Origin of the sequence: Mycetohabitans sp. B46, assembly GCF_037389205.1 — a bacterium.
In the GTDB taxonomy this organism is placed as follows: Bacteria; Pseudomonadota; Gammaproteobacteria; order Burkholderiales; family Burkholderiaceae; genus Mycetohabitans.
Map to the genome: position 1 here is coordinate 18,048 of NZ_JADBGL010000001.1, position 15,488 is coordinate 33,535.

Sequence of the window (15,488 nt, forward strand, 5' to 3'; positions counted from 1 at the left end):
GATGCGCACGAGCCCGCTGCCCCTATCGCGGCTTGGGCCGAATCAGCGCACGAAAACAAGTATCTAAAAGTAAATTATAAAGGAGGAGCCGACAAACCCCATCGGGCCGACTACGCCCATGGCCGTGAAGAATGCGTCGCGATGCAATGCGCGACGTTGACCACGCCAAACGACGCCGCGCCAAGGTCCCTGCAAGCCGTTCGGCAATCATACGCCGCTGCTGTGCATCCCTGCTAGCGCAGTCGCGCTCGAGCGGATCACGTCGCCCAGCGTTGCGCATCGCGCGATACAGCATTTCTACTTCAATCGAACGAGTACCGGCAATTATCATTGGGTCTCTTATCGCTACTCGTCAAGCCTGCCCGTGCGTCAGCGAAAAGCGCTTGAGCCCATTCCCGTTCGAGCCCGCTTCGAGCACGTCCTTTGACGCGGCCCTCTCCAGCCCGCTGGACACTGGCATCGACGACGTATCGTTGCCGTTGCCGCATGGGAGCGCGTCGCCATATACGAGCGCCACTGTAGCCGCTAGGCTTGTCACGCTTGTGATGCGGCCCATCAGCGCGCGCAGTTGCTGCGTATTGAGTTGCACAGCAAATTTCTCGGTCTGCACGTGAGAAATCACCACCATTGGCGCGAACATTGCTGCAATGCGGAACATTGCTAACCTGCGTTGTATTGCAGGGCCCGCTGCGTTTCGTCTGTCATTATCCTTCCCCGAGAAGGTGTGAAGCAGAACGCGCGGTTGCTGGCTGACGCGAGGTATCTAGCCAGCGAGGTATCTAGCCATGAAGCAAGGGCGCCGGCTCCCCCCTTGAGCGACGCATAAAAATGCGAATGTCGATACTATTGCAGCCCATGGTCTTTTATTCACGCTCTAAAAGCAAAAGCAAAATGCTAGTGCACAATATTGAGCACTTGGGGATTTTTAACTTATTTTAAAAACAAGCGCCGGATCTGTGTCTTGGCGCCTATACAACCACCCCTTTATGAAGTCACTTATACGCATTATGAAATCGCAGCCAACCAGCTACGTGGTCGAACCGGACACTGTGGCCAGCCCCGGCCACAACGCCATCACCCCCCCACCGATCGGCATCGGCGACGTACAGGGTTGCTGCAACGCGTTGGATCGGCTGCTCGACAAGCTGGGACCGGCGGCCGATACACCGTTGTGGTTCGCCGGCGACCTGGTCAACCGCGGCCCCGCATCACTTGCGGCACTCCGTCGCATCATCGGACTTGGCGACCGTGCAGTGGCCGTGCTCGGCAACCATGACCTTCACTTATTGGCGATTGCGGCCGGCGTGCATCGCGCCAAGCGCGGCGATACGCTCGATGACATCCTCGCCGCGCCAGACGCCGCCGACTTGATCGACTGGCTGCGGCATCGGCCGCTCGCGCACTACGACGGGCAGCGATTGCTCGTGCATGCCGGCGTGCTGCCGCAATGGAATGCCCGCGTCGCGCTCGAGCTGGCGCGCGAGATCGAAACGCAACTGCGGGGCGACGCTTGGAAAGCGTTCCTGCAGTCGCTGTGGGGCAACGAGCCGGACACGTGGCGCGATACGCTGCAAGGCGACGCGCGTTCACGCGTGATCATCAATGCAATGACGCGCCTGCGCTTTTGCAACGCGCACGGACGGATGGAATTTGGCGCAAACGGCAGCCCCAATGCCGCACCGGCTGGATTCATGCCATGGTTCGATGTGCCGCAGCGCCGCAGCGCCGACACGCTGCTGGTGTTTGGCCACTGGGCGGCGCTCGGCCTGCTGGTACGCGACGATGTGATCGCGCTGGATTCGGGCTGCGTCTGGGGAGGAAAGCTGTCCGCCGTACGATTGGACGCCGATCCACAGCGCCGGACCGTGATCCAGATCGACTGCGACAAGCAACGCTGATGCGCTCAGGTCGCGGCGCGGTCCGGCTCTTTGCCCAGCGTCGGGGCGGCGGGCGGCGCCGGCTCGTACGATCGCGCGTCACCCTGCCGTTTCGCATACATCGGCGCCTGCGCCAGCGCCGGACGCGTCAACGCCGGCTTCACACGCTGCTGCAACTCGCTCAGCGCATCGCTCACCACGCGTTGCGCATCACGCGCCACGACCCGTCGCTGCGAGCCCGCCTCGAGCACGGCACCGACGTACAGGTGTACAGTCAACGGTCCGTGGCGCAATAGCGCATCCAACGATTGCCCAAGCGTAATATCACCCACATACGCGGGCGCGGTAGACTGACGCCCGTGCGCATCCTCGTACATCAGGCAAATCGGTTGGACCAGCGCGCCTGCCGACACTGCAGCTTGGAACAAGTTTGCATGAAAAGGCAGCACCTCGACGCCGTCGGACGTCGTGCCCTCCGGAAACACGCAGATCGGCCGCCCGCTTTGAAGTCGCTGCGCCAGTTCGTGCATGATCCGCTTTGCGTCGCTGCGCTTGTCGCGTTGCACGAACGCGGTGTCAAGCTTGGCGGCCAGCCAGCCGACCACCGGCCAGTCGCGCACCTCCGCCTTGGATACGAACGGTGTCGGCCGCCAGGCATTGATTACATAGATGTCGAGCCACGAGACGTGATTGCCGACCACCATCGTGCCCGCGTCAACGCGGCGCTCGTCATGGTGCACGACGAGCCGCACACCGGCGATCGCGAGAAAGCGCAGGCTCCACTGTCGCGTCAATGCCCGGCGGCCGTCGTCGTCGGTGCGCGAAAAGCGCGTCGCAACCGTCCATGTGCCATGCAGCACGTGCGCGACAAGCCGTGCCTTGCGCCATGCGACTGACAACCGGTTCACGCCTGCCGAAGCCCGCTATCGTACGCGACACGCCCGGCCACGATCGTGGCACGCACCCGCGCCGGCAACTCATAGCCTAGGAACGGCGTATTGTGGCCTTGGCTTTTCAGCGCCCGAGGCTCGACATGCCAATGCGCGGCGGGATCGAACACGCACAGGTCCGCAGTGGCACCGGGTTCGAGCTTGCCCGCCGGTAGCCCGAGTAACCCAGCCGGCGCACAGGTGACCTTGGCCAGCGCGTGTGCCAGCGACCGCTTCTCCTCGGCCGCCCACTTGAGCGTCAACGATAGCAGCAACTCCAGTCCGGTCGCCCCGGGCGACGCCTCACCGAAGGGCCGCAGCTTTTCATCGTCGTCCACGGGCGTATGATCCGAGCAGATTGCATCGATGGTGCCATCAGCGAGCGCCGCGCGGATCGCATCGCGGTCGCGCTGCGAGCGCAGCGGCGGATCGACGCGGAACTGAGCGTCAAAGTAGCCGATGTCCACGTCGATCAAGTGGACATGATTGATCGTGACATCGCACGTGACCGGTAGCCCTTCGCGCTTGGCTGCGCGCACCAGCTCAAGGCCCGCCGCCGACGACACGTGTTGCAGATGAACCCGCGCGCCCGTCGCGCGCATCAGCTCGAAAATCGTATGCAGCGCAATCGTCTCGGCGGCCACCGGCACCGCCGACAGCCCGAGCCGCGACGCGACCGGTCCGCTGGCGGCAACACCACCGCGGCCCAGGTACGGGTCCTGCGGCCGCAACCAGACTGTATAGCCGAACGTGTTCGCGTATTGCAGCGCCCGTAGCAACACCGTGGTGTCGACGATCGGCCGGTCTGCCTGCGTGAAGCCGACGCATCCCGCTTCGGTCAACTCGGCCATCTCAGTGATTACCTCGCCCTTCAGGCCCACCGTCAATGCACCGAGCGGATACACATGGACTTGGTCCAGGTTGCGGGCACGGAACTTCAGCATCTCGACCAGCCCTGGCTCGTCCAGCGGCGGATCGGTATCAGGCGGACACACGAGGCTAGTCACGCCGCCGGCTAGCGCCGCGGCCATCTCAGACTCCAGCGTCGCACGATACTCGTACCCCGGCTCGCGCAGCCGCGCGCACAAATCGACCAGCCCCGGGGCGATCGCCAGCCCCGTGGCATCGAGGGTTTGTGCATCGTGCACTGGCGTCGTGGCGGCGCCGATCGAGACGATACGGCCATCGGCGATCCAGATGTCCGCCTGCTGCTCGGTGCCCGCCACCGGGTCGATAACGCGACCACCCTTGATATGAATCTTCATGCTCGTAGACGTGTTCTCGAATGCTTGCCGCTGTGTTTGCTGCGTTTCAGTCGTTGTTGCCCGCGACGATGCCCATCACCGCCATGCGCACCGCGATACCGAACGTGACCTGGTTTAGAATCACGGCCTGCGGGCCGTCCGCGACGCTCGATTCGATCTCGACACCGCGGTTCATCGGTCCCGGATGCATAACGATCGCATCGGGCTTGGCATACGCGAGCCGCTCCGACGTCAGGCCCCATGTCTTAAAGTACTCCTGCGCCGACGGCAACAATGCGCCACTCATGCGCTCGTTCTGCAAACGCAGCATGATAATCACGTCGACATCGCGCAAGCCCTGCTGCATGTCGTGGAAAACGCGCACGCCAAGGTGCTCCAGCCCGCCGGGCAGCAGCGTGCGGGGTCCGATTGCACGGATCTCAGGCACACCTAGCGTGGTCAGCGCATGGATATCGGAGCGCGCGACGCGCGAATGAAGGATATCGCCGACGATGGCCACCCGCAGTTGCGTAAAATCGCGCTTGTAGTGGCGAATCGTGTACATGTCCAGCAGCCCCTGCGTCGGGTGTGCATGGCGACCGTCTCCGGCATTGATCACATGCACGTGCGGCGCGCAGTGCTGCGCGATCAGGTACGGCGCACCGCTTTGCGCATGCCGCACGACGAACATGTCCGCATGCATCGCCGACAGGTTGTTGATCGTGTCCAGCAGCGACTCACCCTTGCTCGTCGATGACGCATTGATGTTCAAATTCAGCACGTCTGCGGACAGCCGCTTCGCGGCGATCTCAAACGTCGTGCGCGTGCGCGTCGAATTCTCAAAAAACAGGTTGAACACCGATTTGCCGCGCAACAATGGCACTTTCTTGACGTCACGGTCCGTCACGCTGACGAACTGAGCCGCGGTATCCAAGATATGCGTGACCACCGCGCGGGGCAGGCCCTCGATCGTCAGCAGATGCTTGAGTTCGCCATGCCGATTCAATTGTGGGTGGCCGCGCAGGAAACCTGGGCGGAATGCGGCGGGTGCCGGCGCGGCGGGGCGCTGCCCATCAGCGTGCGGCGCGGCGGCGCGCGTCGGTTCGGCGGGCTCTGGAGTAGCGGTATTCATGGATAGCGCGGTTCGATCATGAACGGGGTGACAGCCGTGTAGCCGTCACCGGATGAAATAAGCAATGCAACACCGGCCCATGCGTGATACACCCCTGGGCGCGACGCTGTCGTCACCACGCTCGCGCTTCGGTGGCGAACGCCAGCGCGCCGTGGCTGTCACGCCGCAGCACGAGCGTCTCGGTCGCCGGCACGTCGAGCACCGCGCCAACGAAGCGTGCGGCGATCGGCAGTTCACGGCCGCCGCGATCAGCCAGCACGGCCAACTCAACGCACGCCGGGCGGCCGTAGTCGTACAGCTCGTTGAGCGCGGCACGGATCGTGCGCCCAGTGAACAGCACGTCATCCACCAGCACGATGCGCATGCCATCGACGCTGAACGGCAATGACGTGGGCTGCGCCTGGCTGTGCAGGCCTTTTTTCGCATAGTCATCGCGGTGCAGCGCGACATTGACGACGCCAAACGAGGCCGCACCCAGGTCTTGGGCAAGCCGTTCGGCAATCCACGCGCCGCCGCTATGGATCCCCGCCAGCACAGTCGTGCCCGAGCGTATCGCATCGCCCAGCGCAGCCTGCAATGGGTCGCGCATCGCGCGATATAACTGTTCCGCGTCAATCGACGCGATAGCGGCACTCATCATCGGTTCTCGGATAGCTCTGTTCGTCAAAATACTGCTGAAGAATGATACAGGCGGCTTGTGCGTCCACGACGGCACCACGCGCCCCCGCCGCCTCGGCCGCGACCGACGAATAGCGCTCATCGACCCAGGTCACCGGCAAGTTGAAGCGCCCATTGAGTTGGTTGCCAAAACGCCGCGCCTGCTGCGTCATCTCGTGCGGCGCGCCATCGGGATGCACGGGCAGCCCGACGACCAGCCGCAGCGGCTGCCATTGGGCGATCAACTCGCCCACGACGGCGAAACGGTATTCGCGATTGCGGTTTTGGACGGTCGTGAGCGCCCGAGCGCAGCGGGTCAGCGTGTTACCAATCGCCACGCCGATGCGCTTGTGCCCGTAGTCGAACGCGAGCAGCGTGGCCGCCGCCGTACTCATGCGTGGCCCGCCTCGCCGGAGAGCATCGTCGACGAAATGCCCAGCAGCGCGAGCGCCGCGTCGAAACGTTGCTCGGCTGGCACGTCGAACACGATCTTCGGATCCGCCTCGACGGTCAGCCAGCCATTCTTAGCAATCTCGTCCTCCAACTGCCCCGCACCCCAGCCGGCATGCCCGAGCGTCAGCAGAAAGCGCTTGGGCCCGTTGCCGTTCGCGACCGCTTCGAGCACGTCCTTTGACGTGGTCATCTCCAGCCCGCTGGGCACCGACATTGACGACGTATAGTTGCCGCTGCCGACCGGCTCATGCAGCACAAAGCCGCGCTCGGTCTGCACCGGCCCGCCGAAATAGACGGGTACGTGCAACAACGGCTCGATCTCTAGCTTTAGGTCGATGCGGGAAAACAGCGCCTGCAAATCGATATCGGTCGGCCTGTTGATCACCAGCCCGAACGCGCCGCGCTCGCTATGATCGCAGAGGTACACCACCGTTCCGGAAAAAGTGGGATCGGCCATGCTCGGCATGGCGATCAGGAACTGGTTGGTCAGGTTGATGCGATCAGTGGTCTTTGACATGTTTACGATTTTAGCAAAGACCCAGGGGTCTCTAGCGACTTCGACGATGGCACTTTGCTGACTCCACTATAGCCCGGCCACGCGCCGGCTGCCTTCAAGGGCACTGGCCAGGTCGAACAGCACGGCCGCTCAATCGGGCAGCGCAATGCCGGCGGCAATCTGATACAGCCGCCGCTTGAGCGTCTCGCCCGTTTCCCGCGTAGCCCAGCGCGTACGTTGCCACGCCGTCACGAGCATGGCGCGCACCAATCTGGGCGGCGCATCGCTCACGCCGCGCGCGTGCTGCGCAAGCAGCCAGTCCAATCGTGCCATTACACGCTTAGCATGGAACTGCACAACGTCGCTGCCATCCTGCCCCAGTCGAAACGCGCGCACCGCACCGGCGGCCAGCGGACACGTCGTAAGGGTCGGAAGGTTTCAACTCCATGACGCCATCCTACAGCTCGTCCAGGTAACCACCGACCTGCTCGAGCAACGCCGGCGCGTCGTCGGCATGGGCTTGCAGCACCAGCAATAGCAACAGTGCACAGCGCGTGCTCAAACAGTGAACAGCGCGCGCTCACACCGCACGCGCAGAGCAACCACGCCTTCCGGGCGGCTGATCGGATGCAGAACGGCCGCCGGTACAAGTCGTGTAGCCAGGGCGAGGCCGTCGAGCGCCAGCTGGGGCTCTATGAGCCCCAAACCGATGCGCGTTCGCCTCGCTCGCTACCGATGCAACGTGTTGGCGCTCGGTGGTTCAAATTTGGACCATCTCAAAATCTTCCTTCCGTGCACCGCACTCGGGGCACGTCCAGTTGATCGGGACATCCTCCCAACGCGTGCCGGCCGGGATCCCCTCTTCCGGAAGACCGGCTTCTTCGTCATAGATCCAACCGCAAATCAGGCACATCCAACTCTTGTATTCCATCTTGTTGCCGCGTCGAGCGAGTGATCCGTTACAATGAAAGGCACGATGGTACCTTGTCGTCGCGTCGCTGCCTAGCAACCACTATGCAGTGGAGCAGCGGCTATGCAGCGCGGCGGGTCGATTCGAAGCGTGTGACGCGGGTTCGTGCCGCCCGTGCCGCGACCATCGCCCTCCCCTGTAACGCTTCATGCCTTCCATGTCCAGCGACGCCCCTCCGATCGTTCTCACCTTTGGCCTGTCGGACCCGACCGGCGCATCAGGCCTACAGGCCGACCTGCTCACGCTGGCCAGCATCGGCTGCCATGGGGTGTCGGTGTTGACCGGCTATGCGGTGCGCGATTCGGCAGCCGCCGGCGACGTGACTGGTCTGGACCCTGAGGCGGTCGCGTCGCAAGCCCGGATGCTGCTCGAGGACATGCCAGTTGCCGCCTTCAAGGTCGGCGCAACAACACGGGCTGAAATTGTCAGCGCGATTGCAGAAGTTGTCGCAGATTATGATGATCTGCCGCTGATCCTGGTTCCGGACTTCACGCTCGATGAGCAGCATGTGCTGGCCGGCGACGAGTTGCGCGAGTCGATCGCGGAACTGCTCGCGCCGCAGACGACATTGCTGATCGCCGACCCGGCGACGCTCTTGCAGTTGGCGCAGCCGGATTCCGATGCCGACCCGATCACGCTCGACGGTGCCATCGCCCACCTGCTCGAGCAGGGCTGTGAATACGTATTGTGCACCGACGCGCGGCCTTCGCAACTGCTCAACACGTTGTTCAGCGAAGAAGGTCAGGTCCGTCAGGATGCATGGGACCGCGGCAGCGAGCGACTGATTGGGCTTGCCGATACGCTGGGCGCTGCGATCACGGCACTGCTCGCCAATGGCCAGGACCCGGGCGAGGCGGTACGCGAAGCGCAGGAGTACGTGCACCAAGCGATGCGGCACGCCTATCGACCAGGCATGGGCGGATACATGCTGGACCGCTTCTTCTGGGCCCGCACCACGGACAAAGGTCAAAGTCCGCCCGCTGTGGAGCCGAACACGCCAGCCGGCACATTGCGCCATTGACCCGCCCGCTACTGTTCACACGGGACAAGACGCCGCGCTGTCCTAGTCACCCTGGCCAGCGACTAGCGGCAGCAGTCGCCGCACTATAAAAAAACCCGCATCGCTGCAACCAGTAGCGATGCGGGTTTTTTAGGGATCGGGCGGGCGGCACCCCTCACGGAGTGCCGCCCGGACTCCATCCGGCGAGCCGAATTACATGTCCATGCCCATACCACCCATGCCGCCCGGCATGCCGGCCGGTGCCGGTGCATCTTCCTTCGGCAGCTCGCACACCGCAGCATCAGTCGTCAGCAGCAGACCAGCAACGGACGCCGCGTTTTGCAACGCGGTGCGCGTAACCTTCGTCGGATCGACCACGCCGGCCTCGACCAGATCGCCATACTCGCCGCTCGCCGCGTTGTAGCCGTAGTTGCCCTTGCCGGCCGCCACGGCCGCGACCACCACGCTGGCCTCTTCACCGCCGTTCGCCACGATCTGGCGCAGCGGCTCTTCCATCGCACGCAGCACGATCTTGATGCCGGCCTCTTGGTCGGCGTTCTCGCCCTTGACGCTGGCGATCGCAGTGCGGGCACGGATCAGCGCAACGCCACCGCCCGGCACGATGCCTTCTTCCACGGCGGCACGCGTGGCGTGCAGCGCGTCTTCGACACGCGCTTTCTTTTCCTTCATTTCGACTTCGGTGGCCGCGCCGACCTTGATCACTGCCACGCCGCCCGCGAGCTTCGCGACACGCTCTTGCAGCTTTTCGCGATCGTAGTCCGACGTCGCTTCTTCGATTTGCGTGCGGATCTGCTTCACACGCGCCTCGATGTTCTTCGCTTCGCCCGCGCCGTCGATGATCGTCGTGTTTTCCTTCGCGACTTCGATCCGCTTGGCTTGGCCCAACTCCTGCAGCGTAGCCTTTTCCAGCGACAGGCCGGTTTCCTCGGCAATGACCTGGCCACCGGTCAAGATCGCGATGTCCTCGAGCATCGCCTTACGACGATCGCCAAAGCCTGGCGCCTTGACCGCAACGGTCTTCAGGATGCCGCGGATGTTGTTCACCACCAGCGTCGCAAGCGCTTCGCCTTCGACATCCTCCGCGATGATCAGCAGCGGGCGGCTGGCCTTGGCCACTTGCTCGAGCACCGGCAGCAGGTCGCGGATGTTCGAGATCTTTTTGTCGTGCAGCAGCACGTACGGGTTCTCGAGAACAGCGACTTGCTTGTCCGGGTTGTTGATGAAGTACGGCGACAGGTAGCCGCGGTCAAATTGCATGCCTTCGACGACTTCGAGTTCGTCGGCGAGCGACTTGCCGTCTTCGACGGTGATCACACCTTCCTTACCGACTTTGTCCATCGCCTCAGCGATGCGCTGGCCGATCGACGTGTCGCTGTTGGCCGAGATCGAGCCGACTTGCGCGATTTCCTTGCTCGTCGTGCACGGCTTGCTGATTTTGCGCAGCTCGTCGACTGCGGCGGCAACCGCCTTGTCGATACCACGCTTCAGGTCCATCGGGTTCATGCCCGATGCGACATACTTCATGCCTTCGCGCACGATCGATTGCGCGAGCACGGTCGCCGTCGTCGTACCGTCACCGGCGTTGTCGCTGGTCTTGGAAGCCACTTCCTTGACCATTTGCGCGCCCATGTTCTGCAACTTGTCCTTCAGCTCGATTTCCTTCGCGACCGACACACCGTCCTTGGTCACCGTCGGGCCGCCGAAGCTGCGCTCGAGCACGACATTGCGGCCCTTCGGGCCAAGCGTCACCTTCACTGCGTTGGCGAGAATGTTCACGCCCTCGACCATCTTCGCGCGAGCGGAATCGCCAAACACGACGTCTTTAGCTGCCATCTTCTAACTCCTTGAAATCTTTGGAAAGCCGAACCGCGACCGTTACTTTTGGACGACCGCCATGATGTCTTCTTCACGCATGACGAGCAACTCTTGCCCATCGACTTTGACCGTTTGGCCGGCATACTTGCCAAACAACACACGGTCGCCCACCTTGACGTCGAGCGCGATCTGCGCGCCCTTGTCGTCACGCTTGCCCGGGCCGATGGCCAGGACTTCGCCCTGATCAGGCTTTTCAGCCGCTGCATCGGGAATCACGATGCCCGACGCCGTCTTGGTTTCCTGGTCCAGACGCTTGACGATGACGCGATCGTGCAAAGGACGAAGGTTCATACATACTCCTTTTGTGTTTCAGGCTGAAGAACGCTTTTTAACGTTGGCGCCCGGCAAGCCAGGCGCCCTGGTGGCACGGGTTGTTAGCACTCACGTGCGGCGAGTGCTAATTATATGGACGGGTGACGACGATTTCAAGGACCCAAATTTTTCCTAGCACACAGCACCGCGCTTATAAATGCCACTTGACCGTGGCCGTCAGCGTACGAGGCTCACCAGGCATGTTGAACATGTCGGCATTGCCATGCGCCGAGATGAAATAGCGGTGATCGAACAGATTGTCCAGCGTCAGCGTCACATCCATTTTCTTGCTGCGATAGCCGGCACCTAAATTGAATACGGTAAACGAGGGCAGTGTGACCTGATCGCTCGCAGATGCGTAGCGCGCTGATTGGAACTGTGCGCCGGCGGCCGCATAAAAGCCGTAGGGAAGCTCGCGCTTGAGCCACAGGCTCGCGCTATGGCGTGGCATCAGGCCCGGCGTGTTGCTGGCCAGCGTCAACCCGGCCGCCGTCGATTGCAGCGATCCGTCAACCGTGCCGTTCAAATACGCGTAACCGGCATAGACAGACCACTTCGGTGCAATTTCGCCGGAAAAGCCGACCTCGAAGCCCCGTACGTGCTGAGTGCCGATCGGCAGCGCATACCCGGGATTGGCCGGATCGCCGATTTGCTGGTTCGTTTGCCGCATGTCGAACAGCGCAACAGTAGCCGTCGCCTTGCCCCCGAGGTCGAATTTCGAACCCACTTCGTATGCGGTGGTCTTTTGCGGCGCCAGCGCTGCACCATTGGCGAACGCACCCGAACTAATCAGGGTATCGGCAAGCGGCGAGAAAGACTGACTGAACGAGCCATACAGCGTCAGCCACTCGAGCGGCTCGTAAATCAATCCGACGCGCGGACTCCATGCGCGGTCGGTACGTGCAAGATTCACGTTGGACGACGTGTAGTCGTGGCGAATCTGATCCAAATAGTCAAAACGCAGGCCGGCGAGCAATTTCCACTGCGGTGTCAATGTTATCAGGTCCTGCGTATATACACCGACCAGGCCGACGACCGTCGCAGCATTCGTGCGCGCCGGCTTCCCGGCCGGCACGCCGGGTAAATCGATCAACTGTGGATGGTACAGATCGTACGTTGCCACTTTCGATACGCCATAGATTGTGTCGAATTTCTGCTGCTGCGACAGTTCGATCCCATACAGCAGTTCGTGGCGCATGCCGAGCAGCGTGGTTTGCTGCGTCAGCTCAAATACGCCGTCCACGCCATGTTCAGTCCGTTGGCGCGCGACTGGTCGAGCGTGACGGTCGGGCGCACAGCAGCCTTGATCGGCTGGAACGTGACATAGTTTTTCCGCTCCAGTGAAAAATCATAGGCACGCAGCGCGCCGTGGAAGGCTAGCGAATGACTGAAACGGTGATCGAGCGACACCGTTGCACTTTTCGCCACGGCGTCATTGTACGAACTGTTCGCCGCATCGGCAGAGCCGTAGTCAGTATGGATCGGCACATCGACCGGCCGCCCCATATAGGCGGGCAAGCCCTGATCGGACGTGCGGCGATCGTGTAGGTAGTCGAGTTCGACGTTCACTACCGTATCCGGACTCAGCTTGAATTGCGCCGAAGGCGCAACCGCTTGGCGGTTCAACGCGAACTGATCGCGAAAACTATGCGAATTCTCAGCGGCGCCGGTGATCCGGAAGCGGGCCGCATCATTCACGTTCCAGCCCATATCGATTTCACCGCGACGCTCGCCACGCGTGCCAAGCATCACACCAACATCCCGCACTGGTTCGGCCTGTGGTCGCTTAAGCACACGATTGACGATGCCCCCTGCCGAGCCGCGCCCGTACAGTACCGCTGCCGGTCCTTTTAAGACCTCGATCCGCTGCACATTGGATAAGTCGCGATAGTACATCGCGTCGTCGCGTATGCCGTCGACATACTGGTCCGTAATGCTGTTGAAGCCACGAATCGTGATTTGGTCGCGCTGGCCATCGCCGACTGAAAAGCCAACTCCCGGCACGTTACGCAACGTGTCCTGCATCGATGCCGCATTCTGGTCATCGATCACCGCGCGTGGCACGATATTGATGGTCTGCGGCACATCCATCAAAGACATGTCTGTCTTCGTCCCAGCACGCGAACGGCTTGCATCGTATGATCCATGCTCGGCCGACGCGCTAACCGCAATCGTGGGCAGCACGGGCTGGGCCGCCCCGTCCTGGGCAAAACCCGACTTTACGCTGACGAATAAAGTGGCGATCAGCAGGGCGCGATAAGTCTTTTTGTTACGCGTCATTGATAAGTATGACTACGAGTTGCGGCGAGAAAGGCGCGCTAGAGCCCTCGTCCGGGCAGCGCGGGCACTTGGAACAGACTATGATGATAATGATAATTATTTACATTATCAACTACAATAGCATGGCAGGCACGGCGCGTCGCTGCGCACTCACGACAACCAGCATCGCAACCACACACGTCACCCACAACGCCGCAACGATGCACATCGCACCGCCCATGCTGGCTTGTCGCGGTACGGCCTTGGCCGATTCATGACTTCAAGCTGATCACGCCGCTGGGCACATCAATGTTGCTAATCAGTGCCATGTCGCCGGCTGCCGCCGTCTCCGAGAAATCAGCGCACGGCATCAATCAGAACACCGGCGCGATACGTGCGTGGATCGCGCGACGCGGCGCCGAGCGCGTGCAAGGCCTGCGACAGAACTTCATCGATGCCTTCCTTCGAAACGAAACTATAATAAAAGGCTGGCCACGACGGGCCGCAGCGCCTGCGCTTTACTGCGGCACGCACATGCATGGTGACCGTTGCGAGTTTGCTCGCCGCATGCTCGTCGCCCAAGCGCGACGCGCGCTGCTCAGCCAAGGGTACATGACTCACTCGATGCGGTCTGACGCGGTCGACGGCAGTAAAAACTTTCAGCCGAACAACGATTCCCACGTGGTAATCGAATTTCGCGTCGTTTGCGCGGATGCCGATGGGGATGGCGCGAGCAGCGTGGCGTATGTCAACGCGCGGCCGAGCTGCCGCCAAGGCCGCCGAGAAGGAACCGGTTGCGCCGCTGCCCGAACCAGCCGCCGCCCCAGCCAACGCCCCGCTCAAGATGAACACACCCGTGGTGCCGACTCCGCCGACCATGCCTTTGCGAGCCCGCTTGGCCAGCACAAGCGTCGCCGCGGCGGCTGAAGCAACACAAAAACCTGCGCCAGCATCGGGTTCCACCGCGACGTCGATCGCCGTTGCAGTCCCGGCTTCCAACGTGGATGTCAACCCCGCCCGAGCGGCAGCCCTTACATCCATGCCAGCGCCCGTATCGACCCAGGCTTGGGTGTCCCCCGCAACGCCTAACGCGGCACCCGCGTCGGCTTCGTCACCCGCAGCTCAAGCATCAGCATCCATTGCGGCGCCGGATTCCACGCCGGCAACGGCTGCCCCGCCATCCTGATAGGGCATCACAGTATCCACGCCGCCCGAGCCGTACCGGCGATCCAATGCGATGCATTCCCGCTGCCGCGACGTGAGCGCCGCCCGCGCCAGGCCTGCGCGCGCGTCAAAATATTGACCGTCCGCTAAGCGTCGTCAGCCACTCGAGCGCCTGCATGCCGGCCAGTGAATTGCCATTCGCGTCCAACGCAGGAGACCACACGCAAATGCCGAGTTCCCCCGGCAATACCGCAACAATGCCGCCACCGACGCCGCTCTTAGCGGGCAATCCGACGTGGTAGACGAAGTCTCCGGCGGCATCGTACGTACCGCAAGTGAGCATCAATGCGCTCAACCGTTTCGCCGGGCTCGCGCCGAGCACGCGCTCGCCGCTGTGTGGCACCACGCCACCGTTGGCCAGGAATAAGACCGCCCTGGCCAGATCGACACAGTTCATTTCGATAGCGCACTGCCGGCAATACGCGTCGATCACGGTGTCCACTGACATCTGCAGGTTACCAAAACTCTTCATGAAATACGCCATCGCGCGATTTCGGTCCGAATGCGCAAGCTCCGATTCAGCGACATGGGCGCTGTAGTCAATATCCGAGCGCCCGGCCAGACGGCGCATGAATTGCACGAGCGCCGTTTCCGCCTGGACGAAACGCCGGCACAGCACGTCGGTGACCACCAGGGCGCCTGCATTGATGAAGGGGTTACGCGGCACCCCGTTCTCATGTTCGAGTTGCACCAGTGAATTGAACGCATTGCCCGATGGCTCCCGGCCAACACGTTGCCACAACGCGTCGCCTTGCAACTGGAAGGCCAGGGTGCACGCAAACAACTTCGAGATGCTTTGGATCGAGAACGGCATCCAAGCGTCGCCGACGCAGAAGACCTCGTCTCGCAACGTGACGATGGCCATGCCGAAATGCAACGGGTCAACCTTCGCAAGCTCGGGAATATAATCCGCGACGCGGCCTTTGCCGAGCCACGGCGTGATGTCGTGCTGTATTTTATGGAGAATCGCCTGATAGTCCATTGCGGCAGGCCGTGGGAGATCGCGGGACCGCGATTCTATCGGGGCCGCGTACTGCTG

General features: G+C 62.3%; 16 protein-coding genes and 1 pseudogene. 3 read left to right on the top strand and 14 right to left on the bottom strand.

Annotated features, from left to right (window positions below; translation table 11 throughout):
• Positions 1 to 352: 352 nt before the first annotated feature.
• On the bottom strand, positions 353 to 658 hold the full coding sequence (locus IHE30_RS00095; RefSeq protein WP_337687849.1) for a hypothetical protein: 306 nt from the start codon (positions 656 to 658) through the stop codon (positions 353 to 355).
• Positions 659 to 1,073: 415 nt separating this feature from the next.
• Here IHE30_RS00095 and IHE30_RS00100 point away from each other — a divergent pair, with 415 nt between their 5' ends.
• Entirely contained in the window at positions 1,074 to 1,898 is an 825-nt protein-coding gene (locus tag IHE30_RS00100; protein ID WP_337688340.1) for a symmetrical bis(5'-nucleosyl)-tetraphosphatase, read from the top strand.
• Positions 1,899 to 1,903: 5 nt separating this feature from the next.
• Here the strand turns inward: IHE30_RS00100 and IHE30_RS00105 are convergent, their stop codons facing one another.
• The 8 genes from IHE30_RS00105 to IHE30_RS00140 form a co-directional block, all read right to left on the bottom strand.
• Positions 1,904 to 2,776, bottom strand: a complete 873-nt coding sequence (locus IHE30_RS00105) for a lysophospholipid acyltransferase family protein (RefSeq protein ID WP_337688341.1) — start codon at positions 2,774 to 2,776, stop codon at positions 1,904 to 1,906.
• 5 nt (positions 2,777 to 2,781) lie between these two features.
• Positions 2,782 to 4,071 (bottom strand): dihydroorotase, encoded by a 1,290-nt coding sequence (locus IHE30_RS00110; protein WP_337687851.1) that lies wholly within the window; start codon positions 4,069 to 4,071, stop codon positions 2,782 to 2,784.
• 46 nt (positions 4,072 to 4,117) lie between these two features.
• Positions 4,118 to 5,182 (bottom strand): aspartate carbamoyltransferase catalytic subunit, encoded by a 1,065-nt coding sequence (locus IHE30_RS00115; RefSeq protein WP_337687853.1) that lies wholly within the window; start codon positions 5,180 to 5,182, stop codon positions 4,118 to 4,120.
• Between the two features lie 112 nt (positions 5,183 to 5,294).
• Positions 5,295 to 5,807 carry a bifunctional pyr operon transcriptional regulator/uracil phosphoribosyltransferase PyrR gene (gene pyrR / locus IHE30_RS00120; RefSeq protein WP_337688343.1) on the bottom strand — a complete coding sequence of 171 codons (513 nt, stop codon included), beginning with the start codon at positions 5,805 to 5,807 and terminating at the stop codon, positions 5,295 to 5,297.
• Positions 5,794 to 6,234, bottom strand: coding sequence for a Holliday junction resolvase RuvX (ruvX, locus tag IHE30_RS00125; protein ID WP_337687854.1), 441 nt, complete (start codon positions 6,232 to 6,234; stop codon positions 5,794 to 5,796). The genes pyrR and ruvX overlap by 14 nt, the downstream gene beginning before the upstream one ends.
• Entirely contained in the window at positions 6,231 to 6,809 is a 579-nt protein-coding gene (locus IHE30_RS00130; protein ID WP_337687855.1) for a YqgE/AlgH family protein, read from the bottom strand. The genes ruvX and IHE30_RS00130 overlap by 4 nt, the downstream gene beginning before the upstream one ends.
• Positions 6,810 to 6,938: 129 nt before the next feature.
• On the bottom strand, positions 6,939 to 7,121 hold the full coding sequence (locus IHE30_RS00135) for a hypothetical protein (protein ID WP_337687857.1): 183 nt from the start codon (positions 7,119 to 7,121) through the stop codon (positions 6,939 to 6,941).
• 427 nt (positions 7,122 to 7,548) lie between these two features.
• Positions 7,549 to 7,719, bottom strand: a complete 171-nt coding sequence (locus IHE30_RS00140; protein ID WP_337687859.1) for a rubredoxin — start codon at positions 7,717 to 7,719, stop codon at positions 7,549 to 7,551.
• A gap of 196 nt (positions 7,720 to 7,915) precedes the next feature.
• Here IHE30_RS00140 and IHE30_RS00145 point away from each other — a divergent pair, with 196 nt between their 5' ends.
• The gene (locus IHE30_RS00145) at positions 7,916 to 8,779 is read left to right on the top strand and encodes a hydroxymethylpyrimidine/phosphomethylpyrimidine kinase (protein ID WP_337687861.1); all 864 of its coding nucleotides are present in this window, start codon (positions 7,916 to 7,918) and stop codon (positions 8,777 to 8,779) included.
• Positions 8,780 to 8,971: 192 nt separating this feature from the next.
• Here the strand turns inward: IHE30_RS00145 and groL are convergent, their stop codons facing one another.
• The 4 genes from groL to IHE30_RS00165 all read right to left on the bottom strand — a co-directional run bounded on the left by groL (position 8,972) and on the right by IHE30_RS00165 (position 13,246).
• Complete coding sequence (gene groL / locus IHE30_RS00150) at positions 8,972 to 10,612, bottom strand: chaperonin GroEL (RefSeq protein ID WP_337687863.1); 1,641 nt, start codon at positions 10,610 to 10,612, stop codon at positions 8,972 to 8,974.
• A 42-nt stretch (positions 10,613 to 10,654) separates the two neighbouring features.
• Entirely contained in the window at positions 10,655 to 10,945 is a 291-nt protein-coding gene (gene groES, locus IHE30_RS00155; RefSeq protein ID WP_013436121.1) for a co-chaperone GroES, read from the bottom strand.
• Between the two features lie 172 nt (positions 10,946 to 11,117).
• The gene (locus IHE30_RS00160; RefSeq protein WP_337687870.1) at positions 11,118 to 12,209 is read right to left on the bottom strand and encodes a TonB-dependent receptor; all 1,092 of its coding nucleotides are present in this window, start codon (positions 12,207 to 12,209) and stop codon (positions 11,118 to 11,120) included.
• On the bottom strand, positions 12,188 to 13,246 hold the full coding sequence (locus IHE30_RS00165) for a TonB-dependent receptor (protein ID WP_337687872.1): 1,059 nt from the start codon (positions 13,244 to 13,246) through the stop codon (positions 12,188 to 12,190). The genes IHE30_RS00160 and IHE30_RS00165 overlap by 22 nt, the downstream gene beginning before the upstream one ends.
• A 561-nt stretch (positions 13,247 to 13,807) precedes the next feature.
• On the opposite strand from IHE30_RS00165, the pseudogene IHE30_RS00170 reads away from it, so the two are divergent.
• Positions 13,808 to 14,219: pseudogene (locus IHE30_RS00170) on the top strand (DUF2242 domain-containing protein); the annotation flags it as partial.
• Positions 14,220 to 14,516: 297 nt separating this feature from the next.
• Here IHE30_RS00170 and IHE30_RS00175 read toward each other — a convergent pair.
• Entirely contained in the window at positions 14,517 to 15,431 is a 915-nt protein-coding gene (locus tag IHE30_RS00175; RefSeq protein ID WP_337687875.1) for a glutaminase, read from the bottom strand.
• Between the last annotated feature and the right edge of the window lie 57 nt (positions 15,432 to 15,488).